The 20,338-nt window shown below is 41.4% G+C and carries 23 protein-coding genes and 1 tRNA gene; all 24 read right to left on the bottom strand.

Features of this window, described 5'->3' with window-relative positions:
• Position 1: 1 nt before the first annotated feature.
• The 24 genes from rpsQ to NQ505_RS07920 all read right to left on the bottom strand — a co-directional run bounded on the left by rpsQ (position 2) and on the right by NQ505_RS07920 (position 20,335).
• Positions 2–271: a 30S ribosomal protein S17 gene (rpsQ, locus tag NQ505_RS08035; RefSeq protein ID WP_004296341.1), complete on the bottom strand. Its 270-nt coding sequence runs from the start codon at positions 269–271 to the stop codon at positions 2–4.
• A complete protein-coding gene (gene rpmC, locus NQ505_RS08030) occupies positions 268–465 on the bottom strand; it encodes a 50S ribosomal protein L29 (RefSeq protein WP_004296342.1) in 198 nt (65 codons plus the stop codon). Before rpmC ends, rpsQ begins: the two co-directional genes overlap by 4 nt.
• Before the next feature lie 5 nt (positions 466–470).
• Positions 471–905: a 50S ribosomal protein L16 gene (gene rplP, locus NQ505_RS08025; RefSeq protein WP_004291234.1), complete on the bottom strand. Its 435-nt coding sequence runs from the start codon at positions 903–905 to the stop codon at positions 471–473.
• A gap of 23 nt (positions 906–928) precedes the next feature.
• Positions 929–1,660 carry a 30S ribosomal protein S3 gene (rpsC, locus tag NQ505_RS08020; protein WP_004296343.1) on the bottom strand — a complete coding sequence of 244 codons (732 nt, stop codon included), beginning with the start codon at positions 1,658–1,660 and terminating at the stop codon, positions 929–931.
• Positions 1,661–1,665: 5 nt separating this feature from the next.
• Positions 1,666–2,076 carry a 50S ribosomal protein L22 gene (gene rplV / locus NQ505_RS08015; protein ID WP_004296344.1) on the bottom strand — a complete coding sequence of 137 codons (411 nt, stop codon included), beginning with the start codon at positions 2,074–2,076 and terminating at the stop codon, positions 1,666–1,668.
• Between the two features lie 36 nt (positions 2,077–2,112).
• Entirely contained in the window at positions 2,113–2,382 is a 270-nt protein-coding gene (rpsS, locus tag NQ505_RS08010) for a 30S ribosomal protein S19 (RefSeq protein WP_004296345.1), read from the bottom strand.
• A gap of 20 nt (positions 2,383–2,402) precedes the next feature.
• Positions 2,403–3,227, bottom strand: a complete 825-nt coding sequence (rplB, locus tag NQ505_RS08005; RefSeq protein ID WP_004296346.1) for a 50S ribosomal protein L2 — start codon at positions 3,225–3,227, stop codon at positions 2,403–2,405.
• A 5-nt stretch (positions 3,228–3,232) separates the two neighbouring features.
• A complete protein-coding gene (gene rplW, locus NQ505_RS08000) occupies positions 3,233–3,523 on the bottom strand; it encodes a 50S ribosomal protein L23 (RefSeq protein ID WP_008997827.1) in 291 nt (96 codons plus the stop codon).
• Positions 3,524–3,539: 16 nt separating this feature from the next.
• The gene (rplD, locus tag NQ505_RS07995) at positions 3,540–4,166 is read right to left on the bottom strand and encodes a 50S ribosomal protein L4 (RefSeq protein WP_008997826.1); all 627 of its coding nucleotides are present in this window, start codon (positions 4,164–4,166) and stop codon (positions 3,540–3,542) included.
• Positions 4,166–4,783: a 50S ribosomal protein L3 gene (gene rplC / locus NQ505_RS07990; protein WP_004296349.1), complete on the bottom strand. Its 618-nt coding sequence runs from the start codon at positions 4,781–4,783 to the stop codon at positions 4,166–4,168. Before rplC ends, rplD begins: the two co-directional genes overlap by 1 nt.
• An 18-nt stretch (positions 4,784–4,801) precedes the next feature.
• Positions 4,802–5,107 (bottom strand): 30S ribosomal protein S10, encoded by a 306-nt coding sequence (gene rpsJ / locus NQ505_RS07985; RefSeq protein ID WP_002558075.1) that lies wholly within the window; start codon positions 5,105–5,107, stop codon positions 4,802–4,804.
• 79 nt (positions 5,108–5,186) lie between these two features.
• A complete protein-coding gene (gene fusA / locus NQ505_RS07980) occupies positions 5,187–7,304 on the bottom strand; it encodes an elongation factor G (RefSeq protein WP_004307538.1) in 2,118 nt (705 codons plus the stop codon).
• 45 nt (positions 7,305–7,349) lie between these two features.
• Entirely contained in the window at positions 7,350–7,826 is a 477-nt protein-coding gene (gene rpsG, locus NQ505_RS07975; RefSeq protein WP_004296352.1) for a 30S ribosomal protein S7, read from the bottom strand.
• A 143-nt stretch (positions 7,827–7,969) separates the two neighbouring features.
• Positions 7,970–8,380 (bottom strand): 30S ribosomal protein S12, encoded by a 411-nt coding sequence (rpsL, locus tag NQ505_RS07970; protein WP_002558078.1) that lies wholly within the window; start codon positions 8,378–8,380, stop codon positions 7,970–7,972.
• A gap of 136 nt (positions 8,381–8,516) precedes the next feature.
• Entirely contained in the window at positions 8,517–8,825 is a 309-nt protein-coding gene (locus tag NQ505_RS07965) for a DUF3467 domain-containing protein (protein WP_004296354.1), read from the bottom strand.
• A 146-nt stretch (positions 8,826–8,971) separates the two neighbouring features.
• Positions 8,972–13,255, bottom strand: a complete 4,284-nt coding sequence (rpoC, locus tag NQ505_RS07960) for a DNA-directed RNA polymerase subunit beta' (RefSeq protein WP_008997825.1) — start codon at positions 13,253–13,255, stop codon at positions 8,972–8,974.
• 104 nt (positions 13,256–13,359) lie between these two features.
• The gene (rpoB, locus tag NQ505_RS07955; protein WP_004307544.1) at positions 13,360–17,172 is read right to left on the bottom strand and encodes a DNA-directed RNA polymerase subunit beta; all 3,813 of its coding nucleotides are present in this window, start codon (positions 17,170–17,172) and stop codon (positions 13,360–13,362) included.
• Between the two features lie 104 nt (positions 17,173–17,276).
• Positions 17,277–17,651 (bottom strand): 50S ribosomal protein L7/L12, encoded by a 375-nt coding sequence (gene rplL / locus NQ505_RS07950; RefSeq protein WP_004296358.1) that lies wholly within the window; start codon positions 17,649–17,651, stop codon positions 17,277–17,279.
• Positions 17,652–17,741: 90 nt separating this feature from the next.
• Positions 17,742–18,263 (bottom strand): 50S ribosomal protein L10, encoded by a 522-nt coding sequence (gene rplJ / locus NQ505_RS07945; protein ID WP_004296359.1) that lies wholly within the window; start codon positions 18,261–18,263, stop codon positions 17,742–17,744.
• Positions 18,264–18,278: 15 nt separating this feature from the next.
• The gene (gene rplA / locus NQ505_RS07940; protein WP_004296360.1) at positions 18,279–18,977 is read right to left on the bottom strand and encodes a 50S ribosomal protein L1; all 699 of its coding nucleotides are present in this window, start codon (positions 18,975–18,977) and stop codon (positions 18,279–18,281) included.
• 15 nt (positions 18,978–18,992) lie between these two features.
• Positions 18,993–19,436 (bottom strand): 50S ribosomal protein L11, encoded by a 444-nt coding sequence (gene rplK / locus NQ505_RS07935; RefSeq protein ID WP_004296361.1) that lies wholly within the window; start codon positions 19,434–19,436, stop codon positions 18,993–18,995.
• 61 nt (positions 19,437–19,497) lie between these two features.
• Positions 19,498–20,040 (bottom strand): transcription termination/antitermination protein NusG, encoded by a 543-nt coding sequence (gene nusG, locus NQ505_RS07930; RefSeq protein WP_004296362.1) that lies wholly within the window; start codon positions 20,038–20,040, stop codon positions 19,498–19,500.
• Between the two features lie 16 nt (positions 20,041–20,056).
• The gene (secE, locus tag NQ505_RS07925) at positions 20,057–20,248 is read right to left on the bottom strand and encodes a preprotein translocase subunit SecE (RefSeq protein WP_004296363.1); all 192 of its coding nucleotides are present in this window, start codon (positions 20,246–20,248) and stop codon (positions 20,057–20,059) included.
• A 14-nt stretch (positions 20,249–20,262) separates the two neighbouring features.
• A tRNA-Trp gene (locus NQ505_RS07920) sits at positions 20,263–20,335 on the bottom strand.
• Positions 20,336–20,338: the final 3 nt, after the last annotated feature.

Below are 20,338 nucleotides of genomic sequence, written 5' to 3'. Positions count from 1 at the left end.
ATTACTTAGCTCTTTCAATTATTTCTACTAATCTCCATCTTTTAGTCTTGCTCAAAGGACGAGTTTCCATGATGCTTACAGTATCACCGATATTGCATTCATTCTTTTCATCGTGAGCATGGTACTTCTTCGTTTTACTAACGAACTTACCATATATAGGGTGTTTTTCCTTAAATTTGGCAGCAACTGTGATGGTCTTATCCATCTTATTGCTCAACACAACCCCTGTTCTTTCTTTTCTTAAATTTCTTGCTTCCATCAAGCTGATCATTTATTGTTAAGTTCTCTTTCGCGCAATTCTGTTTTCATACGCGCAATAGTCCTGCGTAATTGTTTGATTTGAGCAGGATTTTCCAAAGGAGAAATAGAATGATTAATAACCATTTGGTTATAATTAGCTGTTTCCGCCTCTACTCTTTCTACTAAATCATTAGTAGTCATTTCTTTTATTTCTGCAATTTTCATAACACTTACGCATTTTGATTTTGAATATCATAATCACGTCTTACGACAAACTTCGTTGTAATAGGAAGCTTTTGAGCAGCTAAGCGCAATGCTTCTTTCGCGATTTCGTAAGATACTCCTTCAGCTTCAATAATGATTCTACCTGGAGTCACAGGAGCCACAAATCCCTCTGGAGCACCTTTACCTTTACCCATACGTACATCGGCAGGTTTTCTAGTGATCGGTTTATCCGGGAATATACGGATCCAGATCTGTCCTTGACGTTGCATATATCTTGTTACTGCAATACGAGCAGCTTCGATCTGACGGCCTGTAATCCACTTAGTCTCCAAAGCCTTTATGCCAAAAGAACCAAAGGCCAGCTGGTTGCCTCTCTGGGCATTACCTTTCTGACGGCCTTTTTGTTGTCTTCTGAATTTTGTCTTTTTCGGTTGTAACATAGTTTCCTAAAATTCAAATTCGTTTAGCGATTATTTTTCTTTCTTTTGAAGTTCTTTCCGCCGTTGTTTCCACTATTGTTTCCACGACCACTTTCTTTGCTTTGCGTAAAGTTCGGAGCCAATTCTTTCTTACCAAACACTTCACCTCTACAAATCCAAACTTTGATACCTAAAAGACCTACTTTAGTCAATGCTTCTGCATGACAGTAGTCGATATCAGCTCTGAAAGTGTGCAACGGAGTTCTTCCTTCTTTATACATTTCAGAACGGGCCATTTCAGCTCCATTCAAACGTCCTGAAATCTGAATTTTGATACCTTCAGCACCCATACGCATTGTGTTTGCGATAGCCATTTTGATGGCACGGCGATAGGCAATTTTACCTTCAACCTGACGAGCGATGTTGTTAGCAACAATCACAGCATCCAGTTCCGGTCTCTTCACTTCAAAGATATTGATTTGAATATCTTTGTCGGTAACCTTCTTCAACTCCTCTTTTAACTTATCAACTTCTTGGCCACCTTTACCGATAATAATACCCGGGCGAGCAGTGCAAACAGTAATAGTAACGAGCTTCAGCGTACGTTCAATTACGATTCTTGATACACTTGCTTTTGCAAGTCTTGCATTAAGATATTTACGGATTTTGCTATCTTCCAGCAAAGAATCACCGTAATCATTTCCACCATACCAGTTAGAATCCCATCCTCTGATAATTCCTAAACGGTTGCTTATTGGATTAACTTTTTGTCCCATCTACCTTAATTTTGATCTTCGTTATTACTTTTAGCACCAACGAACAATGTTACGTGATTTGAACGTTTGCGAATTCTATAACCTCTACCCTGTGGTGCCGGTCTCATTCTTTTGAGTGTAGCTCCACCATCAACAAAAATCTGTGTTACGAACAACTCGCCACTTTCCGCTTTACGTTCGTTTTTCTGTTCCCAGTTAGCAATTGCAGAGCGAAGCAATTTTTCCACTCTTGCAGCAGCTTCTTTTGAAGAAAATTTCAAAACACCAAGTGCTCTGTTCACTTCCATACCACGGATCATGTCTGCAACCAGACGCATCTTACGCGGAGAAGTAGGAACATTTTGCAATTTTGCAAAATACATGGTCTTAAGGGCTTCTTTTCTCTTTTCAGCCGATATTTTTTTTCTTGCTCCCATTATTATTTATTACTTTATTATTTCAAATAAATCCTGTTATCTTTTCTTGTTACCAGCGTGTCCTCTGAATGTACGAGTTGGAGCAAATTCGCCCAACTTGTGTCCTACCATATTCTCGGTAACATAAACAGGAATAAATTTATTTCCATTGTGAACTGCAACTGTATGGCCTACAAAATCAGGCGAAATCATTGAAGCTCTGGCCCAAGTCTTTACTACGACTTTCTTACCTGATTCATTCATGGCAAGAATTCTCTTTTCAAGCTTAACGTTAATATATGGACCTTTTTTTAATGAACGACTCATAGTTTACTCAATTAATCAGATTACTTTTTTCTTCTCTCAATAATGTACTTAGACGACTGTTTCTTAGGAGCTCTAGTCTTAAGTCCCTTAGCGTACAATCCCTTACGTGATCTTGGGTGACCTCCAGAAGCACGTCCTTCACCACCACCCATCGGGTGATCAACCGGGTTCATTACAACACCACGGTTACGAGGACGACGTCCTTGCCAACGAGAACGTCCAGCTTTACCTGAACTTTCCAATCCATGATCAGAGTTACCTACACTACCGATAGTAGCTTTACAAGTGCTAAGAATCTGTCTAACTTCACCTGAAGGCAACTTAATTACACAATACTTACCCTCACGAGAAGTCAACTGAGCAAAGTTACCAGCTGAACGAACCAGAGCAGCACCCTGTCCCGGACGTAATTCGATATTGTGAATCACAGTACCCACCGGAATGTTTTGAAGAGGAAGAGCATTACCAATCTCTGGCGCTGCTGTTTCACCTGACATCAGAGTCGCACCAACTTGCAATCCATTGGGAGCAATAATATATCTTTTTTCTCCATCAGCGTAAAATAACAGAGCGATACGAGCCGAACGATTCGGATCGTATTCAATTGTTTTAACTACTGCTGGAACACCGTCCTTATTTCTCTTGAAATCAACAATTCTAATCACCTTTCTATGACCGCCACCAATGTAGCGCATAGTCATCTTACCTTCGCTGTTACGACCTCCAGATGATTTCTTACCATATACAAGAGACTTTTCTGGTACTGATGCAGTAATTTCTTCGAAAGTACCAATAATTTTATGTCTTTGCCCCGGTGTTGTGGGCTTAAATTTACGTACTGCCATTTTTATTAAATATTGCTATAAAAATCAATAGAATCTCCTTCTTTCAATGTCACGATTGCTTTTTTGAAAGCATTCGTACGACCATTGATGATACCTGCTTTGGTATAACGGCTCTTATTTTTGCCAGCATACTTCACAGTATTCACATCAACTACTGTAACATTATAAAGAGCTTCAATTTCCTTCTTAATTTCCAGTTTGTTAGCTTCAGGACGTACAACAAAGCCGAAACGATTCAGCTTATCTGTGATTGCAGTCATTTTTTCTGTTACCAACGGTTTAATAATAATTCCCATTATTTAAGCCTCCTTTTTAAATTAAGATATTGTCAATAGCCTTCAGAGAGTTTTCAGTAAGCACAACAACCCCAGCATTCAATACTCTGTAAGTATTTAATCCCGAGATAGTCTGCACATTAGCACTCTCAATGTTACGAGCTGACAAATATACGTTTTTATTTGCTTCCGGTAAAATTACAAGTAGCTTTTTATCGGAAACTTTAAGATTTTTTGTCATTGCAACGAAATCTTTTGTCTTAGGAGCTTCAAATGTGAAATCCTCAACGACAACGATTGCATCGTTTTGAGCTTTATAAGACAAAGCTGACTTACGAGCCAATGTCTTAACTTTTTTATTCAACTTGAAGAAGTAGTCTCTTGGTTTCGGACCGAAAACGCGGGCACCACCTACAAGAACCGGTGAGTTCATATCACCACGACGAGCTCCGCCACCACCTTTCTGGCGACCGATCTTACGAGTTGAACCACTGATTTCACTTCTTTCTTTTGACTTATGAGTACCCTGACGCTGATTGGTCATAAACTGTTTTACGTCCAAATAGATAGCGTGGTCGTTGGGCTCAATTCCGAAGATAGATTCGTTTAACGTAACCTTTCTCCCAGTGTCTTCACCTTTAATGTTATATACGTTAACTTCCATTATTTCTCAATTAATACGATTGAACCTTTGCAACCCGGGATTGAACCTTTAATCAAAAGAAGGTTATGATCCGCGATTACTTTTAATACCTGCAAGTTTTGTACAGTGACTCTGTCACCACCAAGTTGTCCACCCATGCGCATTCCCTTGAATACTTTTGCAGGGTAAGAACAAGCACCAATAGAACCCGGTTTACGAGCGCGGTTGTGCTGTCCGTGAGTAGCCTGACCCACACCACCAAAACCATGTCTTTTTACTACACCCTGGAAACCTTTACCTTTAGAAGTTCCAACAACGTCAACAAAGTTAGCATCGTTAAACATCTCTACGGTAATAGTATCACCCAGATTCAAATCTGTTCCAAATTCTTTGAACTCAGCCAAGTGTCTCTTCGGTGTTACTCCTGCTCTTTTAAAATGTCCCATCAACGGTTTAGTTGTATGTTTTTCCTTTTTGTCCTGGAAACCCAACTGAACAGCTGCATAGCCATCTTTTTCTACAGTTTTAACTTGAGTAACAACACAAGGACCTGCTTCGATAACAGTGCATGGTACATTTTTACCATCGGCACTGAAAACGGATGTCATTCCGATTTTTTTTCCTAATAATCCTGGCATTTCACTAATTTTTAATTATCAAACTTTAATTTCTACTTCCACACCACTTGGCAATTCCAACTTCATCAGAGCATCTACTGTCTTAGCTGTTGAGCTATAGATGTCGATCAATCTCTTATAAGAAGAGAGTTCAAATTGCTCACGAGACTTTTTGTTTACGAAAGTCGAACGGTTCACAGTAAAGATACGCTTGTGCGTAGGCAGAGGTATCGGACCGCTAACAATAGCACCTGTAGCTTTTACAGTTCTTACAATTTTCTCAGCTGACTTGTCAACCAAGTTGTGGTCGTAAGATTTCAATTTAATTCTAATTTTCTGACTCATTATTTTTTTAATTAATACATTTATAATAAGATAAAGCGGCAGGCTAAGAGTCATTCGCTAGCCTGCTGCTTTAGATATTTTAGAGTAAATCAGCACGTCCTTTTACTTCTTCCAATACAGCCTTAGCAATAGAAGAAGAAAGTTGAGCGTGATGAGAGTAAGTCATTGATGAAGTTGCACGACCAGAAGTGATAGTACGTAAAGCTGTTACATAACCAAACATTTCTGCCAGCGGAACCATCGCCTTCACGATACGGGCACCAGAACGACTAGATTCCATACCTTCAACCTGTCCACGACGTTTGTTCAAGTCACCGATAACATCACCCATATTCTCTTCCGGAGTTACAACTTCCAGTTTCATGATAGGTTCCATCAAAACAGGACCTGCCTTAGCACATGCATTTTTATAAGCCTGCATTGCACAGATTTCGAATGACAACTGATCAGAGTCAACCGGATGGAATGAACCATCAACCAAAGTAACTTTCAATGAATCCAGCGGATAACCTGCCAAAACACCACTCTTCATGGCATTCGTAAAGCCTTTCTGAACAGCAGGAATAAATTCCTTAGGAATGTTACCACCTTTCACTTCGTCAACAAACTGCAAACCACCCAAAGTGAAATCTGCATCAGCCGGACCAATATTCACGATGATATCAGCAAACTTACCACGCCCACCAGATTGCTTCTTATATACTTCACGCAAATTAACTGTCTTCGTGATAGCTTCTTTGTAGTTAACCTGCGGCTTACCCTGGTTACATTCTACCTTGAACTCACGTTTCAAACGATCAATAATGATATCCAAGTGAAGCTCACCCATACCAGAAATAACCGTCTGACCTGTCTGTTCGTCTGTCTTCACAGTAAACGTCGGATCTTCTTCAGCCAATTTAGCCAAACCGTTAGACAGCTTATCCATATCCTTCTGCGTCTTAGGTTCTACAGCGATACCGATAACTGGTTCCGGGAAGTCCATAGATTCAAGTACGATCGGAGCATTTTCATCACACAAAGTATCACCAGTGTGAATATCCTTAAAACCTACACCTGCACCGATATCACCAGCACCGATTACTTCAACCGGATTCTGTTTGTTAGAGTGCATCTGGAACAGACGAGAAACGCGTTCTTTCTTACCAGAGCGAGAGTTGTAGATATAAGAACCTGCTTCAATTTTACCTGAATAAACACGGAAGAAAGTCAAACGACCTACATATGGGTCAGTTGCGATCTTAAATGCTAAAGCTGATGTTTTTTCATCATCACTTGGTTTACGATCTTCTTCAGCTCCAGTATTAGGATTTGTACCTATTACATTCTCTGTATCAAGCGGAGAAGGCAAAAAAGCACAAACATAGTCAAGCAATGTCTGAACACCTTTGTTCTTGAAAGAAGACCCACAAAGCATGGGGACTACGGCCATCTGAACTGTTGCATTGCGAAGAGCTCTCAACACTTCTTCTTCAGTAATAGTAGAAGGATCATCGAAATATTTCTCCATCAAAGCATCATCAAATTCAGCTACTTTTTCAAGCATCTTGTCTCTCCACTCGTTAGCTTCATCGACAAGTTCTGCCGGAATTTCCTCAACACTGTAGTCAGCACCCATTGTTTCATCGTGCCAATAAATAGCTTTCATTTTGATAAGATCAACAAGACCTTTAAAAGATTCTTCAGCACCAATAGGAACAACAATCGGACACGGATTAGCTCCAAGCACATCCTTCATCTGGCGAACTACTTCAAAGAAGTCTGCACCAGAACGGTCCATCTTATTAACATAAGCAATACGAGGAACGTTATATTTATCAGCTTGACGCCATACAGTTTCTGATTGGGGCTCAACACCACCAACAGCACAATAAGCAGCCACAGCTCCATCAAGGATACGCAATGAACGTTCTACCTCTGCAGTAAAATCAACGTGCCCCGGAGTGTCAATCAAGTTAATTTTATAAGTATCACCAGCATATTTCCATCTTGTTGTTGTAGCAGCAGATGTAATAGTGATACCACGTTCTTGCTCCTGTTCCATCCAGTCCATAGTAGCAGCACCATCATGAACTTCACCTATTTTGTGAGTCAATCCAGTGTAGAACAGGATACGTTCAGAAGTAGTTGTTTTTCCGGCATCGATGTGAGCCATGATACCGATATTACGAGTTAAATGTAAATCATGTTTAGCCATCTTCTAATTCCTTTACTTTAAGTTTATATTTGGTTTCTTACAGTATTAGAATCTAAAATGAGCAAATGCACGGTTAGCTTCTGCCATTCTGTGCATATCTTCTTTACGCTTGTATGCACCGCCTTGTTCATTGAAGGCATCCATAATTTCAGCAGCCAACTTGTCAGCCATTGATTTACCACCTCTTTTGCGAGCAAACAGAATCAGATTCTTCATAGAGATTGATTCTTTACGATCCGGACGGATTTCAGTAGGAACTTGGAAAGTTGCACCACCTACACGGCGAGACTTTACTTCCACTTGCGGAGTTACATTATCCAAAGCCTTTTTCCAGATTTCGAGAGCTGATTTTTCTTCGTTAGGAAGTTTTGCTTTCACTGTTTCCAAAGCGGCATAAAAGATTTCATAAGATGTATTTTTCTTTCCATCATACATCAAGTGGTTCACAAACTTGGAAACCTTTTGGTCATTAAACACGGGATCCGGAAGAATCAGGCGTTTTTTTGGTTTTGCTTTTCTCATTTGTTTGAAAAATAATGTTTTTGTTCTTGGTTGTCTACTTCTTGACTTCTTCAACTCTCCCTCCGGAGAATTTACTCAACCTTTAGCATTTCCAACAAACTAAAACGTAAGTTATTACTTTAATTTTAATTAGGTCTTAATCCTTATTTTTTCTTACCCTTAGCAGGAGCAGCAGCTTGTCCTGGTTTCGGACGCTTAGCACCATACTTTGAACGTCTTTGAGTACGACCAGCAACACCTGCTGTATCAAGTGTACCACGTACAATGTGATAACGCACACCCGGAAGGTCTTTCACACGACCACCACGTACCAAAACGATTGAGTGTTCCTGCAAGTTGTGTCCTTCTCCCGGAATGTATGAGTTCACCTCTTTTTGGTTAGTCAAACGTACACGAGCTACTTTACGCATTGCAGAGTTCGGCTTCTTCGGAGTAGTAGTGTATACTCTCACGCAAACGCCACGTCTTTGAGGACATGAATCCAAGGCTGGAGATTTACTTTTCTCCACCAGCACTTCGCGTCCTTTTCTTACTAATTGCTGAATTGTAGGCATTTTAATTGTTTTTTGATTTATATTATTGTTATATTAATTTCGTAACTATACATTTTGGGCTGCAAAAATACGAATAATATTTGAATATTCAATGCGCTACAACTTTTTTTTCTTTTTTAATGTTTTTATATCATCCTCACGCTTCGCCTTTTACACCCGTCAAAGGAGAAATAGGGGGTTCATCCGAAGTACGAATCGGACCGAATACGCGCTCATACTTTGCTATATTATCTTCTAATGCCCGCAGCAGACGTTTTGCGTGCTCCGGAGCCACAATAATACGAGATTGCACACCAGCCTTCGGTATGCCCGGCATTACGCGCACGAAGTCAAGGATGAATTCAGAACTCGAATGAGTAATAATAGCAAGATTTGCATAAGTTCCCTGTGCAACCTCTTCTCTCAATTCAATCTGTAATTGTCCGTTGTTATTTTGTTCTTCCATATTTAATATGATTAAAAAGTTATCCTGCAAAATAACACATTTTTCCTGAAACTAATGGTAATACACGCGAGTAAAAAAGAAATAAAAAAAGGAGCAATTGCCCAATCAGGCAATCGCTCCTTCTCATATAGTCAATTGAATTGTATTTATTCTACTTCATTGTAGTCAAGTACTGTTTTCTTGTTAGCCAAGATACGGTCATACTCTTCTTTTGATCCAACGATGAGCTTTTCGAACTCGCGCTGTCCGGTACCGGCAGGAATCAAGTGACCACAGATCACATTTTCCTTCATACCTTCCAACTTATCGATCTTACCGTTGATAGCAGCCTCATTCAAGACTTTCGTTGTTTCCTGGAAGGAAGCAGCCGACATAAAGCTTGAAGTCTGCAAAGCAGCACGTGTAATACCCTGAAGGATCTGAGTAGAGGTAGCAGCAACAGCATCACGAACCTCAACCGGTTTCAAGTCACGACGTTTCAACATACTGTTCTCATCACGCAACTTGCGGGCAGTTACAATCTGACCAGCTTGCATATTTTGAGAATCACCAGCATCCACTACGACTTTCTTACCCCAGATACGATCATTTTCTTCCATGAATTCCAGTTTGTCTACGACTTGCTGTTCGAGGAAACGAGTATCTCCCGGTTCATCAATCTGAACCTTGCGCATCATCTGACGAACGATAATCTCGAAGTGCTTATCATTGATCTTCACACCCTGCAAGCGGTATACATCCTGAACTTCATTCACGATATATTCTTGTACAGCTGTAGGACCTTTAATTGCCAAGATGTCTGCTGGAGTAGTAGCACCGTCAGACAACGGAGTACCTGCACGTACATAGTCATTTTCCTGTACCAGAATCTGCTTAGACAGTGCAACCAAATATTTTTTAACCTCACCAGTCTTGGAAGTTACAATGATCTCACGGTTACCACGCTTGATCTTACCCATTGTTACCTCACCGTCGATTTCAGAAACGACAGCCGGATTTGACGGGTTACGAGCTTCAAACAATTCAGTAACACGAGGAAGACCACCCGTGATATCACCCGCTTTACCTACGGCACGCGGAATCTTCACGATTACTTCACCAGCTTTTACCTTCTGACCATTCTCGATGATTACGTGACCACCTACCGGTAAGTTATAAGTACGGATCAAATCACCGTCCTCTGTCAAAATATGAGCTGTAGGAACTTTGGTTTTATCCTTGGATTCAATAATAATAATTTCACGAAGACCTGTTGCTTCATCCGATTCAACCTTATAAGTAACGTTTTCAATTACGCCCTCAAATTCGATCTTACCGGTTGCTTCTGTAATAATAACAGCATTGAACGGGTCCCACCTAGCGATCAGTTTGCCTTTTTCTACCAAGTCGCCGTCACTTACATACAGTGTTGAACCATAAGGTACGTTATGAGTAGAAAGAACAATACCGGTATTTACATCCACAAAACGTACTTCGGCCAAACGACCTACTACCACTTTTGCAGATTCACCCATCTCGTCAACGATATCTACTGTACGCAACTCTTCAAATTCAAGACGTGCATTATTTTTAGCAACGATACTGGCGTTAGCTGCAATATTTGCAGCAGTACCACCGGCGTGGAATGTACGCAATGTCAACTGTGTACCCGGCTCACCAATAGACTGAGCAGCGATTACACCGACAGCTTCACCCTTCTGAACCATGCGGCTCGTTGCCAAGTTACGTCCGTAACATTTAGCACAAACACCCTTCTTAGCTTCACAAGTCAATACCGAACGGATTTCAACACTCTCGATCGGAGACTCCTGAATCTTCTTGGCTACTTCTTCTGTGATTTCTTCACCACCGGCAACAAGCAATTCACCTGTGGTAGGATGAATAATATCATGTACGGAAACACGACCTAAGATACGTTCGTACAGAGTAGCAATAACCTCATCGTTATTCTTAAGGTCCGTACAAACCAATCCGCGGAGTGTACCGCAGTCTTCTTCTGTAATAATCACATCGTGTGATACGTCCACCAGACGACGAGTCAAATAACCAGCATCGGCAGTCTTCAAAGCGGTATCCGCCAAACCTTTACGAGCACCGTGGGTAGAGATAAAGTACTCCAACACCGAAAGTCCTTCTTTAAAGTTTGACAAAATCGGGTTCTCGATGATCTGACCACCTTCAGCACCTGCTTTCTGCGGTTTTGCCATCAAACCACGCATACCTGACAACTGACGAATCTGTTCTTTAGAACCACGAGCACCAGAGTCAAGCATCATATATACAGAGTTGAATCCCTGATCATCCGAAGAAATTGTCTTCATCAGGATATTAGACAACTCAGAGTTTACATGTGTCCAGATATCGATCACCTGGTTGTAACGTTCGTTGTTGGTAATGAAACCCATGTTATAGTTGTTTACGACTTGTTCTACTTCGTCGTAACCTTTCTGTACCAACGTTTCTTTTTCCTTCGGAATGATAATATCACCCAAGTTGAATGACAAACCACCCTTGAACGCCATCTGATAACCTAAGTTCTTGATTCCGTCCAGGAAGTCGGCAGCCTTAGCCACACCACATACCTTAATTACATCACTAATAATATCACGAAGAGATTTCTTAGAGATAATTGTATTGATATAACCTGCTTCAGGCGGAACAATTTCATTAACAATCACACGTCCTACCGAAGTTTCGCGCATTACGTCTACAATGTTACCATTTTCATCAACGTCTTTCACGATAACTTTCACCGGAGCATGAATATCGACCTTACCTTCATTGTAAGCGATCAACGCCTCTTCCGGTCCGTAGAATGTCAAACCTTCACCTTTCGCACCAGCACGCAACTTAGTAATATAGTACAAACCAAGAACCATATCCTGTGCAGGCACAGTAATAGGCGCACCGTTTGCCGGGTTCAAGATATTATGTGATTGAAGCATCAACATTTGTGCTTCCAGAATTGCTTCATTACTCAAAGGCAAGTGAACAGCCATCTGGTCACCGTCAAAGTCGGCATTGAATGCCGTACATGCCAACGGGTGCAACTGAATAGCTTTACCTTCGATCATCTTAGGCTGGAAAGCCTGAATACCCAGACGGTGCAATGTCGGAGCACGGTTCAACAGTACCGGATGTCCTTTCATTACATGTTCCAGAATATCCCAGATCACCGGTTCCTTGCGGTCAACGATCTTCTTGGCAGACTTAACAGTCTTAACGATACCACGTTCGATGAGCTTACGAATAATAAACGGCTTGTACAATTCGGCAGCCATCAATTTAGGAATACCGCATTCACCCATTCTCAATTCCGGACCTACGACGATTACCGAACGAGCAGAGTAGTCAACACGTTTACCCAGCAAGTTCTGACGGAAACGTCCTTGTTTACCTTTCAAGCTGTCAGACAATGACTTCAACGGGCGGTTGGCATCTGTCTTCACAGCACTTGACTTACGTGAGTTATCAAACAAAGAATCGACAGATTCCTGAAGCATACGTTTTTCATTACGCAAAATCACTTCCGGAGCCTTGATTTCAATCAGTCGTTTCAGACGGTTATTACGGATAATCACACGACGATAAAGGTCGTTCAAGTCAGATGTAGCAAAACGACCACCATCCAACGGAACCAACGGACGAAGTTCGGGTGGGATAACCGGTACGATACGTACAATCATCCATTCCGGTTTGTTGCGTCCACGTGATGCACGGAACGATTCTACTACCTGAAGACGTTTCAAAGCCTCATTCTTACGTTGCTGTGAAGCATCGTTACCTGCACGGTGACGCAATTCGTAAGACAAAGCATCCAGATCCAGACGAGCCAGCAAATCATAGATAGCTTCAGCACCCATCTTTGCAACAAACTTGTTCGGATCATTATCTTCAAGATATTGATTATCTTTTGGAAGCGTATCCAGGATATCCAGATATTCTTCTTCCGAAAGCAAATCATATTCAGCTACACCGTCTTCAGCTTTTACACCCGGCTGAATAACAACATAACGTTCGTAGTATATAATCGAATCCAGTTTCTTCGTCGGCAGTCCGAGCAAATAACCGATTTTATTAGGGAGCGAACGGAAATACCAGATGTGAGCCACCGGCACAACCAGCTGGATATGTCCCATACGTTCACGGCGTACTTTCTTTTCAGTAACTTCCACACCACAACGGTCGCAGACGATACCTTTATAACGGATACGCTTGTATTTACCGCAATGACATTCATAATCCTTGATAGGACCAAAAATGCGCTCGCAGAACAAACCATCACGTTCGGGTTTGTACGTACGGTAATTAATGGTTTCAGGCTTCAAAACTTCACCACTCGAATTCTCAAGGATTTCTTCCGGAGAAGCCAGACCAATTGAGATCTTCGAGAAATTACTTTTCGTCTTATTTTCTTTTCTAAAAGCCATACTCTATATAATTGAGATTTGATAATTGAATCATTGGAAATTGAAAAGACACGGATGTCAACAGACCGTCATCGGCTTGTTGACACCACGTATTCTTTATTATTTTATTCTAGGTTGATACTCAAACCTAATCCTCTCAACTCGTGCAACAATACGTTCAAGGATTCCGGAATACCAGGTTGCGGCATCGGTTCACCTTTCACAATTGCTTCATAAGCTTTCGAACGTCCTACCACGTCATCAGACTTGATAGTAAGGATTTCCTGCAGGATATGAGCAGCACCAAAACCTTCGAGTGCCCAAACCTCCATTTCTCCGAAACGCTGACCACCGAACTGTGCTTTACCACCAAGAGGTTGCTGAGTAATCAATGAGTACGGACCGATAGAACGAGCATGCATCTTGTCTTCAACCATGTGACCCAACTTCAACATGTAAGTCACACCCACAGTAGCTGCCTGGTCAAATTGCTCACCTGTACCACCATCACAAAGATAAGTTTTACAGTAGCGAGGCAATCCTGCCTTGTCTGTCCACTGATCCAGATCTTCCATTGTAGCACCGTCGAAAATAGGAGTTGCAAATTTCACACCCAATGTTTTTCCGGCACGTCCTAATACAGCTTCAAAAATCTGACCAATGTTCATACGAGAAGGCACACCCAACGGATTCAATACGATGTCAACCGGAGTACCATCCGACAAGAACGGCATATCTTCCTGACGAACAACGCGGGATACAATACCCTTGTTACCGTGGCGACCTGCCATCTTATCACCCACACCAATCTTACGCTTCTTAGCAATATATACTTTTGCCATCTGGATAATACCAGCTGGAAGTTCATCACCAATTGTAATAGCAAACTTCTTACGTTTCAATTCAGCATCCAGCTCTTTGTATTTCTTAATGAAATTCATCACCAGATCACGAATCATACCATTAATATGGTCATCACTAGTCCAGTTGCTTAACTGAATAGAAGTAAAGTCGAGTGAATCAAAATCAGAAGCACTGAACTTAGAACCTTTCGCAATTACTTCCGCACCCAGATAATCCTTCACACCTTGAGAAACCTTACCTTCAGTCAAAGTCATCAGTTTCTTAACCAGGATACGTTTCAGATCAGCTACCTTAGATTCAAATTCATCATCGATCTTAGGCAACAATGCTTTATCGGCCAGTTTTGAGCTACGATTCTTAATCACACGTGAGAAAAGTTTCTTATCGATCACAACACCTTTCAAAGAAGGAGAAGCTTTCAATGAAGCATCTTTCACATCACCTGCCTTATCACCAAAGATGGCACGAAGCAATTTTTCTTCCGGAGAAGGATCAGATTCACCCTTCGGTGTAATCTTACCAATCATGATATCACCCGGCTCGATACGAGCACCGATTCTTACGATACCATTTTCATCCAGGTCTTTAGTAGCTTCTTCACTTACATTCGGGATATCAGAAGTCAACTCTTCCATACCACGTTTTGTTTCACGAACTTCCAGAGAATATTCCTCTACGTGAACCGAAGTCAACAAGTCTTCGCGTACCACACGTTCGTTCAATACGATAGCATCCTCATAGTTGTAACCTTTCCAAGGCATGTAAGCAACCAACAGGTTCTTACCCAATGCCAATTCACCCTTTTCAGTAGAATAACCTTCAGTCAAGATGTCACCTTTCTTCACACGCTGGCCTCTGTCGCAAATCGGACGCAAGTCAATCGTCATGTTCTGGTTAGTCTTACGGAACTTAGGTATTCTATATTCTTTCAAAGCAGGTTCAAAACTTACGAACTCTTCGTCTTCTGTACGGTCATACAAAATACGGATAGTAGTAGCATCAACGTAGTCAACAACACCATCTCCTTCCGCAGTAATCTGCGTACGAGAGTCTCTTACCAACTGACGTTCGATACCTGTACCTACGATCGGCGCTTCACTCCTCAACAAAGGAACCGCCTGGCGCATCATGTTTGATCCCATCAATGCACGGTTAGCATCATCATGTTCCAGGAACGGAATCAATGAAGCCGCGATTGATGCAATCTGCTGAGGAGAAACGTCCATCAAATCAACCTCTGTCGGTTCAACAACCGGGAAGTCAGCATCCTGACGAGATTTAACTTTGTTACGCACAAATGTACCGTCATCATTCAACGGAGCATTTCCCTGTGCAATAACCTTTTCTTCCTCTTCTTCAGCAGTCAGATAAATCAGACCGTTATCAGAAAGATCCACTTTTCCGTTTTCCACCTTACGGTACGGAGTTTCAATGAATCCCAGATCATTAATCTTAGCAAATACACACAATGAAGAGATCAAACCGATGTTCGGACCTTCAGGAGTCTCAATCGGACAAAGACGACCATAGTGTGTGTAGTGAACGTCACGAACCTCAAATCCGGCACGTTCACGGGAAAGACCACCAGGACCAAGGGCAGACATACGACGCTTGTGCGTGATTTCAGCCAAGGGGTTTGTCTGGTCCATGAACTGAGACAATGCATTCGTTCCGAAGAATGAGTTGATTACAGAAGAGATTGTCTTCGCGTTAATCAAATCAATCGGAGTAAACACTTCATTGTCACGAACGTTCATACGTTCGCGAATCGTACGAGACATACGAGCCAGACCAACAGCAAACTGATTAGAAAGCTGCTCACCTACTGTACGTACACGACGGTTACTCAAGTGGTCAATATCATCCACATCTGCTTTTGAGTTAATCAGCTCAATCAGATATTTGATGATTTCAATGATATCTTCCTTCGTGAGGACACGCACGTCCATATCAGTCGTCAGATTCAACTTTTTGTTGATTCTGTAACGACCTACATCACCAAGGTCATATCGTTTTTCAGAGAAGAACAAGTTGTTGATAACCTCCCTTGCACTTGCGTCATCAGCCGGATCGGCGTTACGCAACTGACGGTAGATATACAACACAGCTTCTTTTTCCGAGTTACTCGGGTCCTTCTGCAACGTATTATATATGATAGAGAAATCGGACTGGTTCGGTTCATCTTTATGTAAAAGGATGTTCTGAACTCCCGACTCCAAAATTTCATCAATATGCACCTCTTCCAGTACGGTTTCACGATCGATAATAACTTCGTTACGCTCGATAGAAACCACTTCACCGGTATCTTCATCAACGAAATCTTCAATCCATGTTTTCAAGACACGTGCAGCCAATTTACGACCTAGCACTTTCTTCAGATTTGTCTTGTTCACCTTTACATCTTCTGCAAGGTTGAAAATCTCAAGAATATCTTTGTCATTCTCGAAGCCAATTGCACGCAACAAAGTCGTTACCGGCAATTTCTTCTTACGGTCGATGTATGCGTACATCACATTATTGATGTCAGTAGCAAACTCAATCCACGAACCCTTAAACGGAATAATACGAGCCGAATAAAGTTTCGTACCATTGGCATGTACACTCTGACCGAAGAACACACCCGGAGAACGGTGAAGCTGTGACACAACTACGCGTTCAGCACCGTTAATGACGAAAGTAGCCTTATCAGTCATATAAGGAATCGGGCCGAGGAATACGTCCTGAATCACTGTATCAAAATCCTCATGATCGGGGTCCGTACAGTAAAGCTTAAGTTTCGCTTTTAAGGGAACACTATAAGTAAGCCCACGCTCTATACAATCATCGATGGTATAACGCGGCGGATCAATATAATAGTCCAGAAACTCAAGAACAAAATTGTTTCTTGTATCGGCAATAGGGAAGTTTTCAGCAAATACTTTATACAATCCCTCATTCTTGCGCTTTTCAGGTGGGGTATCTAATTGTAGAAAGTCTTGGAATGACTTCAATTGTACTTCCAGGAAATCCGGGTATTCGAGCGGATTCTTAGTCGAAGCAAAATTAACTCTTTGATTTACAGTATTTGAAGACATCTGTCAATGAATTTGGAGAACTTAATTTGAAATATATACACAAAAAGGTTAAGAATCCTCTTGTGAAGGATTCCTAACCGAATTACCTGATTACCAGGCCAATGTTATTTAAGTTCAACTTCAGCTCCAGCTTCTTCCAATGTTTTCTTCAATGATTCTGCTTCGTCTTTAGCCAAACCTTCTTTTACTGTGCTAGGAGCACCGTCTACCAAGTCTTTAGCTTCTTTCAAACCAAGACCACAAGCTTCCTTAACGGCCTTAACTACCTGAAGTTTAGCTGCACCAGCGCTCTTCAATACTACGTCGAAAGAAGTTTTTTCTTCTGCGGCAGCAGCACCAGCTGCAGGACCAGCAGCAACAGCTACAGCTGCAGCAGCAGGTTCAATACCGTATTCTTCTTTAAGGATAGTTGCAAGTTCATTAACTTCTTTTACTGTCAAGTTAACTAATTGTTCTGCAAAAGCTTTCAAATCTGCCATTTTTTGTATGATTTTAATGTTTAAATACTTGTTGATTTTTGAAAATTATTCGGGATGTTATTCCCAAGGCTGTGACGCCTTTTTCCATTTTTACGCTTCGGTACGTTCACCAAGAGTCTTGAGAACTCCGTGAAGGGTGTTACCACCTGATTGAAGAGCAGAAATAACATTCTTGGCCGGAGATTGCAACAGTGCAACGATATCGGCGATAACTTCATTCTTACTCTTGATTGCAACGAGAGCATCCAATTGGTCTGCACCAACATAGAAGCTTTCTTCTGCATACGCAGCTTTCAGTCCGGGAATACCGTCTTTCGCTTTGTCTTTGATTAACTTAGCAGGTACGTTTGCAGTGTTAGTAAACATAACAGCAGTAGTACCTTTCAAAGAACCGTAAAGAGGTGAAAAGTCTTCTTCCAGGCTTTCAAGTGCTTTGTGAAGCAGAGTGTTTTTAACCACCATCAATTTGATGTCTGATTTAAAGCAATCTCTTCTCAATGCGCTGGTAGCAGCAGCGTTCATCGCTGTAACGTCTACCAAGTAGAAGTGACCATATTCCTTTACTGTAGCAGCAATTTGCTCTATAATCGTACTTTTATCTTCCTTTCTCATTATTTCTCTGTTTTATTAGATTTCATCCACTGATTTCGGGTCGATTTTAATACCCGCACTCATTGTACTAGAAAGATAAATACTCTTAATATATGTACCCTTTGCTGCGGTCGGTTTCAGCTTGTTCAGAGTAGAGATGAACTCTTTCGCGTTGTCGCGAATCTGATCAGGACTGAATGATACCTTACCGATAGAAGTGTGAACGATACCGCTCTTATCAACTTTAAAGTCAATCTTACCTTGTTTTACTTCTTTTACAGCCTTAGCAACATCCATAGTTACAGTACCACTCTTAGGGTTCGGCATCAATCCACGAGGACCGAGTACACGACCGAGTGCACCAATTTTACCCATGATAGATGGCATCGTGATGATTACATCAATATCAGTCCATCCACCTTTGATCTTTTCAATATATTCGTCAAGACCAACATAGTCAGCACCAGCTTCTTTTGCAGCAGCTTCAGCATCCGGTGTACAAAGTACCAACACACGCACTTCTTTACCAGTACCATGAGGAAGTGAAACAACACCTCTCACCATCTGGTTAGCTTTACGCGGGTCAACCCCTAAACGTACATCAATATCCAGTGAAGCATCGAATTTGGAAAAAGTGATTTCTTTTACCAAAGATGCAGCTTCTTTCAGTGAGTATGCTTTCCCTGCTTCAATTTTTTCTGCAGCTAACTTTTGATTTTTTGTCAGTTTACCCATTACAATTGAAGTTTATTAGTTATTAACCGGGAACTCCCCTTTTACAGCGATACCCATACTTCTAGCTGTACCTGCAACCATTCTCATGGCAGCTTCCACAGTAAAACAGTTCAAGTCAACCATTTTGTCCTGAGCGATCGTACGAACTTGTTCCCAAGTAAGCTCGGCAACTTTCTTACGGTTAGGCTCAGCAGAACCACTCTTTACCTTAGCTACTTCAAGTAATTGAATAGCAACGGGAGGAGTCTTGATTACAAAATCGAAAGACTTATCTGCGTAGTAAGTAATGATAACAGGTAAAATTTTACCTGCTTTGTCTTGGGTTCTGGCATTGAATTGCTTGCAAAATTCCATGATATTGATACCCTTAGAACCCAAAGCAGGTCCAACGGGAGGTGATGGATTTGCAGCGCCTCCTTTAATCTGTAACTTGATTAGTCCAGCAACTTCTTTAGCCATTTTTTTATTGATTTATATATAAACATTAAACGAAGAACAACAACAGCGTAACAATTCCGTGTTATTCCTTTTCCACTTGCATAAAGCCCAATTCAAGCGGCGTTTTGCGCCCGAATATCTTTACCATGACCTTTAGTTTCTTTTTTTCGCTATTCACTTCTTCAATGATACCACTGAATCCGCTAAAAGGTCCAAAAGTAACTTTTACAGTTTCACCCACCACGTACGGAATATTGAGTTCTTCACCCGTTTCCTGCAGTTCGTCCACTGTACCAAGTATACGATTCACTTCTGATTGTCTGAGAGGCACCGGTTTTTCGGAGCCACCTAAAAAGCCTATCACATTCGGAGTGTTGCGCAAGTGATGAGCGACCTCACCAACCAAAGCAGCCTCCACCAAAACGTAACCAGGAAGATAACTTCTTTCCTTCACAATTTTTTTACCATTGCGAACCTGGTAAACTTTTTCAGTAGGAATCAATACCTGAGATACATATTCACCAAGGTCACTGTTCTTAAGATCAGCTTCAAGATATTCCTTTACCTTAGCTTCTTTTCCACTAATAGCACGCAGAACGTACCATTTCTTTTCAATCTCAGCCATTTTCAATTCCTAATTTTTAATGTGGATAAACGATTTTTTCCATGAAGTTCTGGAAACAGACATCCATACCCCATACTACCAATGCAATAAGCAGGGAAGCATATAAAACAACTACTGCACTGTTAGCAAGTTCAGAATACGTAGGCCACGATACTTTATGTACAAGTTCGTCGTAAGATTCTTTAATATAAGCTATTACCTTTTTCATTTCAATAATATTAGCACGGGAGGAGAGGCTCGAACTCCCGACACCCGGTTTTGGAGACCGGTGCTCTACCAACTGAGCTACTCCCGTGTG

It is taken from the genome of Bacteroides sp. D2, assembly GCF_025147085.1.
GTDB lineage: Bacteria > Bacteroidota > Bacteroidia > Bacteroidales > Bacteroidaceae > Bacteroides.
Note: the sequence above shows the minus strand (reverse complement) of the source record. Positions and strands in the feature narration are given on the sequence as shown.

Bases quoted from the DNA above. Each gene is read 5' to 3' on its own strand.
- rpsC (WP_004296343.1), bottom strand. From the start codon at position 1,660: ATGGGACAAAAAGTTAATCCAATAAGCAACCGTTTAGGAATTATCAGA.
- NQ505_RS07965 (WP_004296354.1), bottom strand. From the start codon at position 8,825: ATGGAAGAACAAAATAACAACGGACAATTACAGATTGAATTGAGAGAA.
- rpsL (WP_002558078.1), bottom strand. From the start codon at position 8,380: ATGCCTACAATTCAGCAATTAGTAAGAAAAGGACGCGAAGTGCTGGTG.
- rplW (WP_008997827.1), bottom strand. From the start codon at position 3,523: ATGGGAATTATTATTAAACCGTTGGTAACAGAAAAAATGACTGCAATC.
- rplP (WP_004291234.1), bottom strand. From the start codon at position 905: ATGTTACAACCGAAAAAGACAAAATTCAGAAGACAACAAAAAGGCCGT.
- rplB (WP_004296346.1), bottom strand. From the start codon at position 3,227: ATGGCAGTACGTAAATTTAAGCCCACAACACCGGGGCAAAGACATAAA.
- rplC (WP_004296349.1), bottom strand. From the start codon at position 4,783: ATGCCAGGATTATTAGGAAAAAAAATCGGAATGACATCCGTTTTCAGT.
- rplD (WP_008997826.1), bottom strand. From the start codon at position 4,166: ATGGAAGTTAACGTATATAACATTAAAGGTGAAGACACTGGGAGAAAG.
- rpmC (WP_004296342.1), bottom strand. From the start codon at position 465: ATGAAAATTGCAGAAATAAAAGAAATGACTACTAATGATTTAGTAGAA.
- rpsS (WP_004296345.1), bottom strand. From the start codon at position 2,382: ATGAGTCGTTCATTAAAAAAAGGTCCATATATTAACGTTAAGCTTGAA.
- rplJ (WP_004296359.1), bottom strand. From the start codon at position 18,263: ATGAGAAAGGAAGATAAAAGTACGATTATAGAGCAAATTGCTGCTACA.
- rpoB (WP_004307544.1), bottom strand. From the start codon at position 17,172: ATGTCTTCAAATACTGTAAATCAAAGAGTTAATTTTGCTTCGACTAAG.
- fusA (WP_004307538.1), bottom strand. From the start codon at position 7,304: ATGGCTAAACATGATTTACATTTAACTCGTAATATCGGTATCATGGCT.
- secE (WP_004296363.1), bottom strand. From the start codon at position 20,248: ATGAAAAAGGTAATAGCTTATATTAAAGAATCTTACGACGAACTTGTA.
- rplK (WP_004296361.1), bottom strand. From the start codon at position 19,436: ATGGCTAAAGAAGTTGCTGGACTAATCAAGTTACAGATTAAAGGAGGC.
- rplA (WP_004296360.1), bottom strand. From the start codon at position 18,977: ATGGGTAAACTGACAAAAAATCAAAAGTTAGCTGCAGAAAAAATTGAA.
- rpoC (WP_008997825.1), bottom strand. From the start codon at position 13,255: ATGGCTTTTAGAAAAGAAAATAAGACGAAAAGTAATTTCTCGAAGATC.
- rpsQ (WP_004296341.1), bottom strand. From the start codon at position 271: ATGATCAGCTTGATGGAAGCAAGAAATTTAAGAAAAGAAAGAACAGGG.
- rpsG (WP_004296352.1), bottom strand. From the start codon at position 7,826: ATGAGAAAAGCAAAACCAAAAAAACGCCTGATTCTTCCGGATCCCGTG.
- rpsJ (WP_002558075.1), bottom strand. From the start codon at position 5,107: ATGAGTCAGAAAATTAGAATTAAATTGAAATCTTACGACCACAACTTG.
- rplV (WP_004296344.1), bottom strand. From the start codon at position 2,076: ATGGGAGCAAGAAAAAAAATATCGGCTGAAAAGAGAAAAGAAGCCCTT.
- rplL (WP_004296358.1), bottom strand. From the start codon at position 17,651: ATGGCAGATTTGAAAGCTTTTGCAGAACAATTAGTTAACTTGACAGTA.
- nusG (WP_004296362.1), bottom strand. From the start codon at position 20,040: ATGGCTGAGATTGAAAAGAAATGGTACGTTCTGCGTGCTATTAGTGGA.